The sequence below is a fragment of the Flavobacterium sp. PL02 genome (assembly GCF_035013205.1).
In the GTDB taxonomy this organism is placed as follows: Bacteria; Bacteroidota; Bacteroidia; order Flavobacteriales; family Flavobacteriaceae; genus Flavobacterium.
This window is the reverse complement of sequence record NZ_JAYGJP010000001.1, coordinates 1,480,877-1,498,443: the sequence shown is the minus strand read 5'-3', so window position 1 is coordinate 1,498,443 and position 17,567 is coordinate 1,480,877. Positions and strand designations below refer to the sequence as shown.

The 17,567-nt window shown below is 33.1% G+C and carries 11 protein-coding genes; 3 read left to right on the top strand and 8 right to left on the bottom strand.

Features of this window, described 5'->3' with window-relative positions; all coding sequences use genetic code 11:
- Positions 1 to 34: 34 nt before the first annotated feature.
- The 4 genes from SHI72_RS06340 to menD form a co-directional block, all read right to left on the bottom strand.
- Positions 35 to 868, bottom strand: coding sequence for a 1,4-dihydroxy-2-naphthoyl-CoA synthase (locus SHI72_RS06340; RefSeq protein WP_035681238.1), 834 nt, complete (start codon positions 866 to 868; stop codon positions 35 to 37).
- Between the two features lie 730 nt (positions 869 to 1,598).
- On the bottom strand, positions 1,599 to 2,453 hold the full coding sequence (locus SHI72_RS06335; RefSeq protein ID WP_035625111.1) for a S1 RNA-binding domain-containing protein: 855 nt from the start codon (positions 2,451 to 2,453) through the stop codon (positions 1,599 to 1,601).
- Between the two features lie 137 nt (positions 2,454 to 2,590).
- Positions 2,591 to 2,932, bottom strand: coding sequence for a DUF2853 family protein (locus tag SHI72_RS06330; RefSeq protein WP_039114238.1), 342 nt, complete (start codon positions 2,930 to 2,932; stop codon positions 2,591 to 2,593).
- Between the two features lie 102 nt (positions 2,933 to 3,034).
- Positions 3,035 to 4,696 (bottom strand): 2-succinyl-5-enolpyruvyl-6-hydroxy-3-cyclohexene-1-carboxylic-acid synthase, encoded by a 1,662-nt coding sequence (gene menD / locus SHI72_RS06325; protein WP_323489402.1) that lies wholly within the window; start codon positions 4,694 to 4,696, stop codon positions 3,035 to 3,037.
- A gap of 135 nt (positions 4,697 to 4,831) precedes the next feature.
- Between menD and SHI72_RS06320 the strand changes: the two genes are divergently transcribed.
- Genes SHI72_RS06320 through pip form a run of 3 tightly spaced genes read left to right on the top strand, consistent with a single transcriptional unit; the run spans position 4,832 to position 7,447 of the window.
- Positions 4,832 to 6,001: a thioredoxin family protein gene (locus tag SHI72_RS06320; protein ID WP_323489401.1), complete on the top strand. Its 1,170-nt coding sequence runs from the start codon at positions 4,832 to 4,834 to the stop codon at positions 5,999 to 6,001.
- 23 nt (positions 6,002 to 6,024) lie between these two features.
- On the top strand, positions 6,025 to 6,522 hold the full coding sequence (locus SHI72_RS06315) for a GNAT family N-acetyltransferase (protein ID WP_039120070.1): 498 nt from the start codon (positions 6,025 to 6,027) through the stop codon (positions 6,520 to 6,522).
- A gap of 7 nt (positions 6,523 to 6,529) precedes the next feature.
- A complete protein-coding gene (pip, locus tag SHI72_RS06310) occupies positions 6,530 to 7,447 on the top strand; it encodes a prolyl aminopeptidase (RefSeq protein WP_323489400.1) in 918 nt (305 codons plus the stop codon).
- Positions 7,448 to 8,176: 729 nt separating this feature from the next.
- Here the strand turns inward: pip and SHI72_RS06305 are convergent.
- The 4 genes from SHI72_RS06305 to SHI72_RS06290 all read right to left on the bottom strand — a co-directional run bounded on the left by SHI72_RS06305 (position 8,177) and on the right by SHI72_RS06290 (position 17,551).
- Positions 8,177 to 9,412 (bottom strand): PAS domain-containing sensor histidine kinase, encoded by a 1,236-nt coding sequence (locus tag SHI72_RS06305; protein ID WP_323489399.1) that lies wholly within the window; start codon positions 9,410 to 9,412, stop codon positions 8,177 to 8,179.
- A gap of 29 nt (positions 9,413 to 9,441) precedes the next feature.
- The gene (locus tag SHI72_RS06300; RefSeq protein ID WP_039114244.1) at positions 9,442 to 9,786 is read right to left on the bottom strand and encodes a hypothetical protein; all 345 of its coding nucleotides are present in this window, start codon (positions 9,784 to 9,786) and stop codon (positions 9,442 to 9,444) included.
- Between the two features lie 161 nt (positions 9,787 to 9,947).
- Positions 9,948 to 15,578, bottom strand: coding sequence for a gliding motility-associated C-terminal domain-containing protein (locus SHI72_RS06295; RefSeq protein WP_323489398.1), 5,631 nt, complete (start codon positions 15,576 to 15,578; stop codon positions 9,948 to 9,950).
- A 35-nt stretch (positions 15,579 to 15,613) separates the two neighbouring features.
- The gene (locus SHI72_RS06290) at positions 15,614 to 17,551 is read right to left on the bottom strand and encodes an OmpA family protein (RefSeq protein ID WP_323489397.1); all 1,938 of its coding nucleotides are present in this window, start codon (positions 17,549 to 17,551) and stop codon (positions 15,614 to 15,616) included.
- Between the last annotated feature and the right edge of the window lie 16 nt (positions 17,552 to 17,567).

Sequence of the window (17,567 nt, the reverse complement as noted above, 5' to 3'; positions counted from 1 at the left end):
TCCTGAACTTGAAACCTTAAACTTTAAACTCTTTTTATGGCAACCATTTATTTTCGCCAAAATTAGGCTTTCTTTTTTCCAAAAAGGCATTTCTTCCTTCTTTGGCTTCTTCGGTCATATATGCTAAACGGGTTGCTTCTCCAGCAAAAACCTGTTGCCCTACCATACCATCATCTGTAAGGTTCATAGCAAATTTTAGCATTTTTATAGATGTTGGCGATTTTTGTAATATCTCTTGCGCCCATTCGTAAGCAGTATCTTCTAGTTCATCATGAGGAATAACAGCGTTTACCATTCCCATATCCATTGCTTCCTGAGCTGAATAATTGCGTCCTAAGAAGAAAATTTCACGTGCTTTTTTCTGTCCTACCATTTTGGCAAGGTAAGCTGATCCATATCCGCCATCAAAACTAGTTACATCGGCATCTGTTTGCTTAAAAATAGCGTGTTCTTTACTCGCTAATGTCATATCGCAAACTACGTGTAAACTATGTCCGCCCCCTACTGCCCAACCTGGAACTACGGCTATGACCACTTTTGGCATAAAACGAATTAATCGTTGTACTTCTAGAATATTTAAACGATGTTGTCCATCTTCTCCAACATATCCTTGATGTCCTCTTGCATTTTGGTCTCCACCACTACAAAAAGAATATACTCCGTCTTTGGTCGAAGGTCCTTCGGCAGATAATAAAACTACTCCTATCGAGGTATCTTCTTGTGCATCGTAAAATGCCTGGTATAATTCGGATGTTGTTTTTGGGCGGAAAGCGTTGCGTACATTAGGTCTGTTAAATGCTATTCTTGCAACTCCATTACATTTTTTATAGGTTATATCTTCAAATTCTCTGGCAGTAATCCAATCCATTAGATGTATTTTTAATTAATTATAGTGTAAAAATAAATCATTTTTTACACTTTAGACTATACAATCATCATGAAGTCTATTCTAAAAAAATTTTGATCAAATGTTAAATATTGTTTTTCAATTAAAAACTGCAATCATTTTATAGTGTATTCTATTTTTTATATTTATCTTTACCCTCTATTAATCAATGTAATACATTTATTTTTCGTACACATTTAAGATTAATTTTCTTTCACTGATTTATTAACCTAAAAAATGATTTTTTGAGAAAATTTAAAAAATTTGTCGCTCATTTTTCTATGGTTTTAAATTTAAAACCTTTAGACAAAGAGCAAATGAGATTAGCATTTGTCGAAATTGCAAAAAAGAGATAGTAACACCTACGGTTAACAAGAAAGATATATTAAACTACTCTACAAATGGGTACTTATTATTGTTTAATCATCTTTAAAAATATTAAAAATAAACCAAAGGTTCTGCCGTGAAATCAATTTCAGCATGTAAGAAATTGTTATCCCATTCAAGACAAACCCATCTGAAAAAGTAGTAAGTCACACGCAACAAGATTAAGTACAGTATTACATATTGTGTGGTTCTATTCACTTTTCGTGATGAAAGTAGATTTATTTTTATTTTTGTTTTTTTTTAATTACAATTTTTTTATAAAACTAGAATAAAAAGAAAAAGGCTAATCGTAATGATTAGCCTTTTTTGTTATTGTAACTTAGTATTACTCTTTTACCAAGTAAATACCATCTTCTTTTATCTCGATTAGTTTCTCTCTGTATAGAGCTCCAATCGCTTTCTTAAATGTTTTCTTACTCATTTTAAGCACCGTTTTAATGTCTTCTGGATGCGAGTTATCTGTGAGTCTTAAAAAACCACGACTTGCTCTTAATTCGTCCATTATTTTCTCAGCATTTGGTTCGATACTTTGGTATCCCTGCACTTGTAATGAAACATCTATTTTATTATCAGGACGTATGTTCTTGATATATCCTCGCATACGGTCTCCCGTACGAATGGCATCATCATAAACCTCATCTTTGTATAATAATCCTTTATGCTTTTCATTAATAATTACATTGATTCCTATCTCGGTAATATGCGAAACGATTAAATCTACTTCTTCGCCTTTTTCTACCGTTAGGTTATCATTACTTAAGAATTGGTTTGTTTTACTTGAAGCCACCAAACGATTGGTTTTTTCGTCCATGTATAAATAAACCAAATAACGCTTTCCTTTTTCCATAGGGCGCGCTTGTTCTTTAAACGGAACAAGAATGTCTTTTTCCATTCCCCAATCCATAAAAGCACCTATCTGGTTAATGTAATTTACTCGTAAAAGAGCAAACTCGTTCAACAAAATATATGGTTCTAGGGTTGTTGCAACTGGACGTTCTTCGTGATCTAAATAAACAAAAACGATAAGTTCTTCGCCTATTTCAAATTCATTTGGAACATATTTGTTTGGTAATAGTATGTCGTGGATTCCTTCTGGATCTTTCTCGGGGTTACCCAAAAACAATCCTACTTTGGTATCACGTAATATAGTTAGGGTGTTGTATTTTCCTATTTCAATCATCTTCTTTAAAGTTCTGTATTGCTATTTAAGCAAGTTTCTAAGTCGCAAAGGTACGAAGTTTGAAAATGAGAAGCATAAAAATTATTCTATTAAAAAAAGCGCCATTAAGGCGCTTTCTATATTTGGAAGTTTAAATACTATTTATAAACACTTTCTTTTTTAAAATGTAGCGTTAATAAGTAGTATACTACTGCTCTGTATTTATGTTTGTTTGAGCGCCCGTATTTTTCTAATACTGCATCAATTCCTGCATCTAAAGCGGGACCATCTGGCAAGCCTAATTTTTTGATTAAAAAATTATTCTTTACAGTATCTAATTCCGATTTTTGAGTTCCTGCAACTGTAGCTGCATCTGCGTTATATATTGACGGCCCACAACCGATGGTTACTTTTGTCAATAAATCCATATTCGGAGTTACGCCGCATTTATCTTTTAAGTCAGCAGCATACTTTACAATTAATTCATCTCTTGCGCTCATAAATAAAATTTTAATATTTGATTAATACTAGTTTATATTCTCAAATTTAAGCATTTATTCTATACAAGCCTTTATTTTAAGTAATTTTTATGAAAATTAAACCTACAATAACTCTTTAAAAAACTGAAGTAATATTTTATCGTTTTCGACTGTTGGTGTAAAGATTTCTAAAATAGCTGATGCCTCATTTACATTATACAGTGTTTCTAGTCCTGATTGTAACGAACTTTCATTGTCTGCTTTTATGTAATTCATCTTAAACATTCCTGCCAAATGCTCGGCGGTTAAATGATGTGATGTTTCAAAAAAGGTATTAAACACTGGTTGTTCCTGATGTCCTGGCAAAATACGGAAGATTCCTCCTCCTCCATTATTTATGATTATAATCTTAAAATTCTTAGGGATATAACTGTTCCATAAAGCGTTACTATCGTACAAGAAACTAATATCTCCTGTAATAAAAACTACTGGTTTAGAATTGCCAACCGCTGCTCCTATGGCTGTCGATGTACTACCATCGATACCGCTTGTACCACGATTACAGAATACGCTAATAGATGAATCGATGTCTATTAATTGTGCATATCGAATGGCTGAACTGTTGCTTATTTGTAATTGACTATTTTTTGGCAATGATGCTATCACTTTTTCGAATACTTTAAAATCCGAAAACGGGATTTTACTTAAATATTCCTTTGCTCTTACTTTTCTTAAATCATTTATTTTATTAATTCTTAAAAAGTAATCGCTCGCTATAGTTTCCGTTTGTGGCAAAAAGGCTTTAAAGAAATCATTTGGGTTTGTTTTTATATGCTTTGATAAAGCTCCAAATGTATCATAAGCTCTTAATGTATCTATATGCCAATGTTGTTTTGGTTTGTACTTTCGTAAAAATGCCTTTATACGTTTAGAAACGATCATTCCTCCAAAAGTTACCAGAATTTCAGGCTGAAAATCTTCAAAATCAGTGGCTGTAAATGGGGTAATTAAGGTATCGATGCTATTGATAAAACTCGGATGATGTAAATTAGACGTTGTTTCGGTTAAAACTACTACTGATTTATCATTTGCCAATCCGTCTATTATTTCTTTATCAATAGTGTCTGGCTCATTTACTCCCACAAGAACCATCTTACGAGCCGATTTGTTCCAAGCAGCAATCATATCGGCTAAATCTCCGATTGTTTCTGGCTGGTTTTCTTTTACGTAAGTGTTTATTATAGGTTTTACGGCAAGTTCTGAAACGGTTTCATACAATGGCTCTTCAAAAGGTGCATTAATATGTACTGGCCCTTTTTGAGCTCTGGCTGTATCTATTGCTTCGTTTATTTTTTTATCGTTTTCGAGCGAAACATCTTCGTGTAAATTGGCGTTGTATATGGAATGATTTATATACACGTTTTCCTGACGAATGGTTTGCCCATCGCCAATATCTATCTTGCTTTGAGGACGGTCTGCTGAGATTACAATAAGTGGAATCTGGCTATAAAATGCTTCTGCAAAAGCGGGATAATAATTTAATAATGCTGAACCCGAAGTACATACTAACGCTGTTGGTTGCCTGGTTTGTTGTGCGATTCCTAATGCAAAAAATGCAGCACACCTTTCGTCGGCTATACTATAGCACTGAAAAGCCGGATTACTAACAAATCCTATGGTTAAAGGTGCATTTCGTGATCCTGGAGATATAATTATGTTGGTGATTCCTTTTTCTAAACAAATCTGAATGATACTCTGAGCCAGAGGTATTTTGGGGTAAATCATTTTCTTGGAAATTATAAAGTACAAAGTTAGTAAGTTCAGAAATGATTTAGGGTATAAATAACAATATATTACCATCTAATTATAGAAAAAGGAAATATATTTGTAACTATTATCTTTACTAAAAACAGTAGAATCATGCGTTTTATTTATCTATCCTTACTTATCCTTTTTATTCATACCGGAAATGCTCAAAAACAATTTGTTCACGATGATATTACTTATAAAGATGCATTGGTTAAGGCTAAACAAGAAAACAAACCTGTTTTTATCATGCTTTATGCTACTTGGTGCCCACATTGTAATGCAATGAAAAATAGCACTTTTCAGGACGCTATGGTAATGGCTTTTTTAAAGGATAATTATATTTGTGTCTGGAAAGATATTGATAAGGAAGAAGGTCTTGCTCTAAAAACGAAGTTTGACACTAAATCCTTGCCTAGTTTTTTGATTGTTGATGCTAATGAAACTGTTTTATATAATTTGAAAGGTGAAATAAAAACTGCTGACTTTTTAAACGAAATTAAAAATGCATTAAATCCAAAAATGCAATTGCCTTATTTGGAGTCTGTTTTTATGGCTGATCCAAGTAATGCTAATAAATGTTTGGCTTATTTAAATACGTTAAGAAAAGGCCGTGAAAGAGTCGATTTATCTAAAGCTACTCATACTTATCTTGCCACACAATCTGACGCTCAATTGCTTACCGAAATGAACTGGCGCATTATTGCCAATGGTGTGAGTGATATCAAGTCGCATGAATTTCAATATGTATTACAACACCAAAAAGAGTTCGAAACCGTTGCTTCTGCTGATCGTGTAGAGAAAAAAATAATTAATATCGTTACCGAATTACTTCGTCCTTATACCGAAAGCCTGGATACTATTAATTACTACAAACAAAGGGAAATTGCTAAGACGATTAAGCTTCAAAAAACTGATTCTCTTATTTTTTCTTATGATTTAACCATTGCAGAAAGAAGTACTAATTGGGGATATTATAAGAAAACAACTTTAGATGGAACTCAAAAATATATGTGGAATACTCCAAGTATCTTAAAAGAAATCGGTGAAGTATACTTAAAAAACATTACTGATGTCGAAAGTCTTAAAAAATCAATAGAATGGGTAAAACGTTCGTTAGAACTAAATGATTCTTATGATGGCAATTTACTGTTATCCCGCCTTTATATTAAAATTAAAGACAAAAAATCGGCATTGGTATATGCTAAGAAAGCAAAAGCTATTTGCAAGGAAATGGATTGGGATTCTAAAGATGCCGACGCTTTACTTGCAGAACTTAAATAAAACCACAAATAATACAACTCAATATGTCTGTTACACTTCGACAAGCCACCTCTGAGGATTTAGAAAAAATTCTTGATATTGTTAACTATTCTATTTTACATACTACGGCTAATTATAGCTATGAAATTCAGACTATTGATGTTCAGCAAAAATGGTTTGAAGATAAGAATGCTAAAAACCTGCCCGTTATTGTAGCTGAGCTAGACGGTGATGTTATTGGTTTTGGTAGTTATGGTCCGTTTAGAGAAAAAATTGGCTATCAATACACTGTAGAGCATTCTGTGTATGTTACAGAAAACACTATTGGCAAAGGTATTGGTTCTAAATTATTGACTGAATTAATTCGGCTTGCCAAGGAACAGGGATATCACGTTATGATTGGTGCAATTGATGCCGACAATGCAGGAAGTATTACTTTTCATGAGAAGTTCGGATTTGTGGCAACTGGAACTATTCGTGAAGTTGGATATAAATTTGACCATTGGCTGGATTTGGTTTTCATGCAATTGATTCTTAAATAAAAATCTATTGGAACAAAACTACACTATCGTAAAAGGTTTTCTTGAGGTCAGTAAACTTCATAAAATATATTATGAGGTTTGCGGAAATATAAATGGAATTCCGTACCTATTTGTTCACGGAGGGCCTGGTGCTGGTTTTTCTGAAAATGACAAGCGTTTCTTTGATTTTAAAAAACATAAAGTGATTTTTTTTGACCAAAGGGGCTCTTCTAAAAGTGAACCTTTTGGCTGTATAGAAGAAAATAACACTCAACATTTAGTTGATGATATCAATACACTTTTAAATCATCTGAATATTGATAAAATCAACATTTTTGGAGGTTCATGGGGAACAACTTTAAGTCTTGTATATGCCATTAAGAATCCTGAAAAAACTAAAAGTCTATTGCTTAGAGCTGTTTTTCTGGGAGATAAAAAATCAATTGACCATTTTACTAATGGCGGTATCAAAGATAAGTACCCAAAAGAATGGAATCGGTTTGAAAATAATGTCCCCATAAACTCTAGGCAAAAAATATCTGAATATTATCTATCACAGATGTTAAACGGAACAGCCGAAAACAAGGAATTCTATTGTTACGAATGGGCATTCTACGAAATATCTATTTTTAAACAAGAATTATCAGATAAGGAAATTGATGCTATTGTAAAACAAATTCCTTATCATTCTCTTTCAATATTAGAAGCACACTATCTTGGTAATAATTGTTTTATTGAAGAAGGCTATATTACTAAAAATGTGGATAAACTAGATAGTATACCAATAACTATAATTCACGGAGAAAACGATGTAATTTGCCCAATTGAATATGCTCAGGAACTACATGAAAAATTAAATAATTCTGTCTTATATATTGAAAATGCAGGGCATTCTGACACCGAACCTGCAATTGAAAATAGAATTATTACATTTTTAAACAACTAAAAAGAAGTTAGCCACTAATTTTTACTAATTATAAACTTTGTGACCTTTGCATATCCCGACGTTCAATGTTATTAAGTTAAGCTCTTTTTTAGCCAATTATGGTTAATTGTATTCTCAACAAAGATTGTCTATAAGGGAACGCGGATGACACAGATTCGCTAAAGCGAAAACACAGACAAACACGGATTTTCTCTCGTCCTGACACTCAATGTCATTAAGTTAAGAAATTTCAGATTGAAGGTATGGTGTTTGTAAATAGTAAGATTGTCGATTTTTCTTAGGTTTCATTCATCTGAAATCAATCCCGACGCTTCGGGACGTTAATCAAAAATCATCAATCATTTTTCTCTATTTTCCCTTAACTTAATAACATTGAACGTCGGGATTGTGGTCTTTGCGGTTAATTTTTTGCATCAATTTTCACTAATTCATTTATTTAAAAAGAGTTTGTTTGAATTAGTATCAAACTGTTCAATTAGGACCTATTTTTTACATTATTGATGTTATATACTGCTTTAATATGTTTTTTTATTCTTGAATTCTTTATAATCAATTTTTCATAGAGTTTAAAAGCTTGGAGTTCTTTGTTTGACAAATCATCTTTGCAGGACCAGTTCCAGAGCCTGTCTCTATAGACTAAATGCTCATTGACCATATATTTTTCGTGATCTACTATTGGTTTTATAATAATACTCATCTTACTACATTTATATTTTTATCTCTGAAGAATCAATCATTAAATACAATTTTAAAAGTTGCTCCTTCACCTACTTTACTACTTACACTTACTTGCCCTTTCATGGCTTCGATTTGATTTTTTGCAATATATAAACCTAATCCTTGTCCGTCTTTATGTCTATGAAATGTTTTATACATTCCAAATAATAAATCCCCGTATTTATCCAGATCAATTCCTAAACCGTTATCGGCTATTGTCAGCGTTTTTTTTTCGTTTTCTATAAAGAAGTTTAATTTAATTATCGGAAAACGATTGGGATGTGCATATCTAATTGCATTTGTAAAAAAATTCAACAACACACTTTCTAAATAGGCCGGATTAAAATTAACAACAGTTCCTACGGGAATATTGTTTTCTATAGCTACTTTGTTTTTATGATTGTATCCATTAATTAAAGACAAAACTTTCATGAAATAAAAATTTATATCTAATGGCTTAACCACTATGTTTAGGTTATTCTGAATATTAACTATCTGAGACAAATCTGTTAATGTGTCGTTTAGGTCATTAGAAACTGTTCGCAGATTCATTAAAGTTTCGATATCGTTTTTATTTCCTTTTAATTCATTAATATCCAAAAGCAATTTAATATTACTTATATGGGTGTTTAAATTATGTGAAACGATATATGAGAAATTCAACAAGCGATGTTTTTGCTTGCGGTATAATTCTATCTTATTTTTTAATTCTAATTCTTTCTCTTTTTGGGAAGAGATATCAATATGCGTTCCTATAACTCTTAATGGTCTCCCGTTTATATCCCGTTCTATAACTTTACCTTTGTCCAGAATCCATTTATACTCTCCATCTGAAGTTATTATTCGATGGTAATTTTCGTAAAAGGGTATTTTTTTATCAAAGTGTTTTTGAATGGTTGCATAATATTTTTCTAAATCATCTGGATGGACTATTTTATCCCAACGTTGTGAATTATCAAAAGTATCTGTCAATTTTAAATCAAGTATTTTCATTGATTGCGACGAATAAAAAACGGTATTTGTTCTTATATCCCAGTCCCAAACTCCTATGGAGGACGCTTCTAATGCAAATTGAAAATGCTCTTCTGATAGTTTAAATTTTGCTTTTTGTTTTCTTAAAGCAATTGCTTTGGGGATTCTTTTAGATAAAAACTTATCTATAAATAGGTATATAGCTTTTAGCTTATCTAGCTTTATTTTATATAAATTAGTATTTCTGTATTTAACTTTATCAAAGAGTAACGGCATACTTGTTTTTTACTTTATTATAACCCCTTTTATGCAACTATATTTAGATAGAACTTTAATTCAGCTCTCATTTCTGATTTAACTTTGGTTGGATCAAATAATAGTATATCCTCTATTTTTTCTAATTTTGATTTCATTTCTTCATTTAGGGTCGAAACTATTAATGGAACTCCTCTTCTATGTATTTGCATTAAATCTATTAACTCTTTATCCGAATAAACCACAAATAACATAACAGCATATTCTTCTACTTCTCCATCGAAGTTTTTAAAATTTTTATATACATCGAATGCAAAATGTTCTTTGAATTCATATTTTAAGAATCTCGAAAAGCATTTCTGGCTATCATATACCAATCCTCTTTTTTTCTTCATCGTTTCCTAATAATTTAGCTCTGAGCAAAACCCAAAACTGTTATTATATTCTTATAGTATTGATTTGTATCCTTACTTATCAATACAAATTGAGAAACAAAAACTGTCCAAAATCATTTATTGAACAATTTTTGTTTTATAATCTAATCTTATTGCTGGGCTTAATTAATATATAAATACCCGCTTTTTTCAATTCTTGATTCTGTATTTGTTTTATAACGCAGAATATAAAAATACGTTCCAGCTGGTACGATATCTCCATTTTTAACCGTTGATCTTCCTTCAGATATACCACGGAATACATTATTGTTTAATCCGTATCCATTGGCTTCATAAATCTTTACTCCCCAGCGATTATAAATCTCTACGGTATTGTCCGGATAATGCTGCAGCCCTTCTATTTTAAAATAATCATTTAACCCATCTCCATTGGCCGAAACTGCATTATAGATCACTATACCTGTAGGAACAACTGCTGCTTCTGCACGGTTATTATCTGGATTAGGATCTGTAGGTGTTGAATCCTTTAAATAGGCTACATTAAGATAATCTCCTGTTTCTAATACTTTTGCTGTAAGCGTTAATGTTTCGGTTGTTCCCGCAGCTAAAACTGGAAGATTCCAAACACCATTGACACTATTATAATTGCCTGAAGTAGTTGTTGCCATTACGTAACTATACCCCGATGGTAACATTTCGTCGATGCTTACGTTTTTAAAATCACCTGTTCCAATATTGGTTGTTGTTATTGTAAATATTACGTTTTCTCCAATTGTTGATGTTGGATTGTTTACCACTTTTCCTATTGCTATATCTGAACAAACCGCTATTGTTACTGGAAAATGTATCGTAACAATCGGGTTACAATTAAAAACATTGATAAACTCTACTTCGATTGAACCATTTCCTGCTGCTGTCCATGTAACAGTCACAAAATCATCATTTAATTGCCCTCCTGCCTTAATTACACCTCCTGTAACAATCCAATTATAATCGGACATCGCAACTGTTGTTTTGTAGGTTACCTCATCGCCAATACATGCTGTAGTATTCCAACCAATGGTTTCTCCTGGTAAATCGGTTTTAATAATTGCTGTTACAGCTAAACGTACTACGTTTTCACAAGCTCCAACTCTTAACGAACCATAATAAATTGCTCCATGATTTAATGCTCTTTTAGTCGAAATTATATTTCCTGCAATTGGAGCATCATACCAAATAACATTGCTTTCATTAGTAACCAAATCTCCAACTGTAGCTTTTTCATTTAAACAGAATTCTTGGTTAGCATCTCCTGTTGGTGTTCTTGCATCATTAATTATTGCCGTTACGGCTAAACGTGTGGCACTTTCACACGTTCCAACGGTTAAGGATCCGTAATAAATAGTTCCATTTACTAATTCTGTTCCTGTCGGAATTATATTCCCTGCAATTGGAGCATCATACCAAATGACATTGTTTTCATTAGTAACTAAATCTGAAACTGTAGCATTAAATGCTAAACAAAATTCCTGAGTAACATCTCCAGTTGGAGGTAGTGTTTCGTTAACAGTTACCATCACTGTCATACCTGCATTCGCTTCACATGCATTGTCACCTTTAACTGTTACATAATAAATTTTATTAGATGTTAATACAGGTGTAGTAAAACTAACTCCAACACCTAAAACATCTGTCAAAGCTGCATCTCTATACCAAGTAAATACTGGATTGATAACTGTAGAACTACTTGCTGTTAATACTGCTGTTTCTCCTACACAAATTTTCTGGTTTTCTATTTTATCTATCACTCCTTCAGGATTTACCTTAATAGTAAATACAACTGGAATACTTGTGCAGCCAGCAGCTGTAGGCATTACTGTAATTGTAGCAATTTCTGTAGAATCACTAGTATTAATCGCTGTAAAAGCAGGTATATTTCCTGTACCAACAGCAGCTAAACCAATTCTAGGATTATCATTTGTCCAACCATAAGTAGTTCCTGTTATATTACTATCAAAAACAATTTCTGAAACTATATTATTGGTACAAACCTCTTTATCAGTTGGTTTAGTCAAGATTATATCTGGATTTACAGTAATGGTAAATGTAAAAGACCCCGTTCCGCAAACAGTTCCAATTGGATGGACCGTTACTGTTGCTGTTACGGGCTTTGTTCCACTATTAATTGCTTTAAAAGAGGGTATATTAGGACTTGAAATCCAATTATCTTCTAAACCTATACTCCAATTATCAACGCTCCACACATATAAAGTCCCTGGATTATTACTATCAAAATTAATATCAGGAAAAATACATTGGTTGCCTGAGATCTGTGGAACTGGTAGCGTTACAACCAAAGCAGGATAAATTGTTGCCGTTACTGCAAGACGAATTTCGCTTTCACAAAGTGGGTAAACATGTGAAGCTGCGTAATAAGTTGTTCCATTAACCAAAGGAGTATTCGGCGTAACAAACCTACCAAACTCTGGGCTATCATACCATTCAACATTAATTCCCGATACTACTAAATCGGCAACTGTAGCTGCTTCACAAAAGGATTGATTGGCATCTCCAATAGGTGTGTCAGGATGTGGATTTACGATAATAGTAAACGGTTTAGCGGTACCTGCCAAATTTTCACAAACACCATCTCCTTTTACAGTTATATAATAAGTTGTTGTTACAAGAGGTTCTAACCATATTGGCGAGGTACCTATTGGGTTTGTTAGCGCTTCATCATCATACCAAGTAAAAATAGGATTGCTTATTGTTGTGTAAGGAGGTAACGTAATACCTATACCTGGGCATATCGTCTGGTCAAGAATACTAATATCGGCAGCAACTGCTAATCGATTTATTGTAACTGTTACAGCTAATCGAGAGAGACTAGCACAAATACCCGATTGTAACTCCCCATAATATGTTCTTCCATTTATTAAAGATGTATTGTTTGGTATTGCAATACCTCCTGTTGCTGCTGTGTACCAAACAACCCCAGTTTCATTAGTTACAATGTTGCCTACTGTAGTGGCTGTACAAAATTTTTGCACGGCATCTCCTGTTGGTATTGCTGGTCTTGGTTTCACTGTTATAACTATCTCTTTGGCTGTGCCGGGTAAATTTTCACAAATATCATCTCCTTGTACGGTTACATAATATGAAGTTGTTACGGTTGGCATTGCACCATAATTTTCGCCTGTCGCAATTACATCTGTCAAGGCAACATCACTATACCAAGTAAATATTGGATTAGTAATACTAGAGAATAAAAGCATATCAACTCCAGTTCCCTCACAGATTGTTGAATTAGAAGCTCCAGTAATATCGGCTGCAGTGGCTCTCCTGTTTATTTTTACCTCTACCGTATCTGTTACAATACATCCAGAACGAGTAATAATATTTACCGTATATTCTCCAGATTGAGGATTATCAAGTACCAAAGTATTAGAAGTTTGAGTAGTTCCATCTGGCAGCCTCCATTCGGCACTAGTTATCGGACCTATTGATTTAACTGATAAATTCAATGTATCTGTATCACATAAAACATTGGTTCCCGTAATAACATGCCCTAAATTACTAACATAATCCATTTTAAAAGAAGCTTCCAATGCTGTTGGATAACAAGCCGTTTCTACTTTTACCATATAAACACCTGCGGTAAGATTAGGAAAATCAGAGGAACTTTGCCCTACTACAGGATAATCGGTATCTGTTGTCTTTTTTAAGTAATACATTGGCGATGTTGCATTTTTTACCACAACACTTAGTGTTCCGGTTGTAGATCCTGTACAAATTGTCCCACCGGAACCATTCATGTCAAACACAGGAAATTCTGATTTTACATCAAGTTCCCAAGGTCCTCCATACACATTTGTTGGAGTATAATAATCGACCAGGTTTATTTTATAAAGTCCTGTAATATCGCCTCGAAAAGCTGCTGTTACAGTTTCGCGGAAAGACATTGGCCAACTATAACTACTATTTACTATTGCATTAGTTTCAGTATAACCAGCTGGACCATCAATTACTTTAAAACCTATTTGGGGAACATTGAACATAGATTCAAAACTCGTACTGGGATAAGGTCTTAATAATCCCTGATTACTAATTTTATAATTAAATGTTTTTATATAACGATCACAAGATACAGGATCTGGTGTAATGGTTGAAGTAACCGAAATACTATCTATTGCTCTGTCTAACGTAGTTGTAAAAGTCCTGTCATAACATCCTGTTGCCGAAGTAATATGAACAGAATAATTGCCCACTTCCAGATTATCACTAATCAATGTACCACTATAGCTCATCGTGTTAACCGTTTTCTCTAGATAAAAGCCATTGGGCCCTGTAACTGCTATAGTATAAGGCATTGGCATATAATAATCTAATTTAATACCAAGCTGACTCTTACCAAAGTTTTTAAAATCGGCCATACTAGCCAATTCAAGCGGTAATTCATCTTGATTATAATAACGAAAATTAGCTGGATCTATAAACACTTCTGTTCTTGAATTCATGTTTATCCATTGCCCTCTTGTTACGTTTACAAAAGAAAGTCTGTTTAATTCACTTCCATTAATATCTGTAAGTTTAAAAGTATAAGTATTCCCTATCGCTAACTGTGCTTCAAAATCATTTTGGTTTGCTGCCGTTATAGTGTATTGTTTTGGAGGTACTACTCCATTTTTTTCAGTAATGGTTAAAGTAAGTGGATCACAAAAACCCGAAAGTAATGATAATCTTGATAATGTGACTAAACCTGTTGGGGTACAAAGCGTACTTGCTTTATCATCGGCTAAGTAAAATGTTAATCCCGCATTTGCGATAAGCTTAGGCAAAAATTCATTTTTACGAGATGGCAGGTTATAAATAGTCGATTTTTCTATTCCGCAAATAGAAACCCACAAAGTCATAGATTTCCACGCATTTATATCCAATGGCAAAGGTTGCTTATAAGCTATAAGCTCATTATAAGTCATATAAGGCGTTTTTACACCATCATATTCTACAGCATACATTCTTGTCATTCCTGGTACTTGCGAAATAGGAAACACATCATTACCTGTAATTACAGGAATCCCACCAGAATAACTAAAATCATAATAAGCATCAGTAACAGGGTCACATATTGTTCCTGCACCACCATGAGCAACTTTAACATTATTGTCCCAATACCAGTATGTAGGCGTAGTAACAGTAAAATTATAAACAATATTTGGGGCAATAACATAAGGACTATTACTGTTTACAATTGTCCCGCAATTGTCTTTTACTCTTATTTTATAAGTGCCAGCAGGCATACCTTGAAAATTATAACTACTATATGAAGTTTCTTCTCTTACTATTACATCATTAGTATCTAATATTGTTATTGTATAAGGAACAGCACCTCCATTGGGAACAACTGTTAATCTTGCCCCAGGATTTGTATCCGTAGCACAATAAGCCAATCGGTTAGAATAAATATTATTTATTGTTAATGTCCTTCCTGATCCATAATCTGGTACAATAACCTCTTTGGTTATTGGAGTCGATGCATTGTTGTCATCATATACTCCTACGGTATAAGTACCCGGTGCCAAATTTAAAAAAACAGGATCATCTTGGGGAGTACCAATTACTGATCGGGTTACTTTATAATCTACCAGTTCATATTGTACTCTTCCAACTGCATTAGTCGCCGTTACTGTAATCGAACCATCGTTTACACAAAAGGCTGGTGTACTCACTGTCGTAAAATCAAGTACTTGAGCTCCTCCTACTAATGGCAAAAAAACCAAAAGCAATATTAGTAATTTTATATTCTTCATATTTTTATATTGTAATTCTTTGAACTAAATAATTTCTATTTACCCATATTTATAATAAACTCACTACGCCTATTGGCTAGATGTTGCTCTTCTGTACACGATACACCATCATTACAACTGTTTATCAATTGTGATTCTCCATATCCTTTTGCCGTTAGTCGGCTTTTATCAATACCTTTTTTAATCAAATATTTCATAGTAGCCTGCGCTCTTTTTTCTGATAGTTTTTGGTTGTAAGCTATACTTGCGCGACTGTCTGTATGAGAACGAATGTCAACTTTCATTGTCGGGTATTCATTCATAACAGCTATAATCTTGGCTAGATCATGCTCTGCAATTGGATTAATATTCGATTTATTTAATTCGAAATGAATATTAGAGATCCCAAAAACTTTTGCTAAATCATCTCCTGTAGTAATTGTTTTTACTTTTTTACTTAAAGCAAAATCTTGTTGTGTTTTTCCTTTAATTTGAGAAGTCGTAACATTAACTTCTTTTGTTTCGTAGTCTTTCTGTAAAACACGTACATAATAATTTTCTTCGCATACAACTTCATGAGTATATGCTCCGTTATCATTGGAATAAACCTCTTTTAATAAATTAAATTTCGAGTCGAATAATTGTACTTGTACATTAGCCAAAGGCATCCCTGCAACATCATCGGTAATAATACCTACAAGTTCTTGGTCACAATTATAGGTTAAGGGAAGTTTCTCTTTTAGTTTGAAGATATCATCATAACCCAGAGTGCCTTCTCTATTTGTCGAGAAAAAACCATGTTTGGATTGCGAATTAATCCAAAAAGCAAAATCATCATTATTGCTGTTTACTGGTGCCCCAATATTAAATACTCTTTGGTAGGTATTGTTTTTTTCTAATGGAGATACAAAAATATCCAGTCCGCCTAATCCAGGATGCCCATTCGAAGCAAAATACAATTCATTTGCCTCCGAAATAAAAGGGAATGTTTCTTTTCCTTCAGTATTAATTTTATCTCCTAAATTTTCTGGGGTTCCAAAACTTCCATCAGCATTAATCGATACTTTAAATATATCCGAATCTCCTTTGGTTTCGGGCATATTCGAAACAAAGTAAAATGTTTTCTCATCTGGACTAAGCGCCGGATGTGCTACACTATATTCATTGGAGTTAAAAGGTAATTCGACAACATTTGTCCATTTATTATCTTTTAAAACTGCTCTGTATATTTTTAAAAGAATCATTTTCTCTTTGCTTTTTTGATTCTTCCCATCCAAGAAATTATTTCGGGTAAAATACATCGTTTTCCCATCTTTGGTAAATACCGGAGTTGACTCGTTTACATGAGTGGTTATTACTTCCGAAAATCGTTTCGGAGTACTTAGATGTCCATTATCATCAATAATTGCAGCATATAAATTGGTAAACGATTGATTTGTCCATTTATCTCTGCGCTTTACAAATCCCATTGTATCTCTTGCCGAAGTAAAAACCAGTTGATTACCTAGAAAACTAGTTCCATAATCCGAATATTCTGAGTTGATTCCTGCATTCTCTACAATATATCTTCCTGAGTTTTTCTTAATCACTTCCAGATAGTCCTTTTGCTTATTATACAATTGAGCTCTGCTATCCTGACCAGATTTCAGGCTGAATTGATCCAATATTGCATCAGCTTTTTTATAATCTCCAATCGCTTTTAAACTTTGTGCATAACGATAGTAATACTCTGTTGGTACGGTTTCTTTTAAATCAAAAAGTGCTGTGTACCATTTTTCGGCTTTCGCCAATTCACCATTGAAATAATATGCATTTCCTAGTTTCTGAAATAAGTCCGTCGATTTATATCCTTTCCCCGCTATATTTTCGTAAACCTTTATAGCATCGATATAAGCAAATTGATCATAGTTTTTATCTGCTGCTTTAACTTCTCTCTTTTGAGCAAAAGCAATACTGATACTGAACAGAAATATAAATAGTAATTTTAGTTTCATATGTAGTTCTATTTTG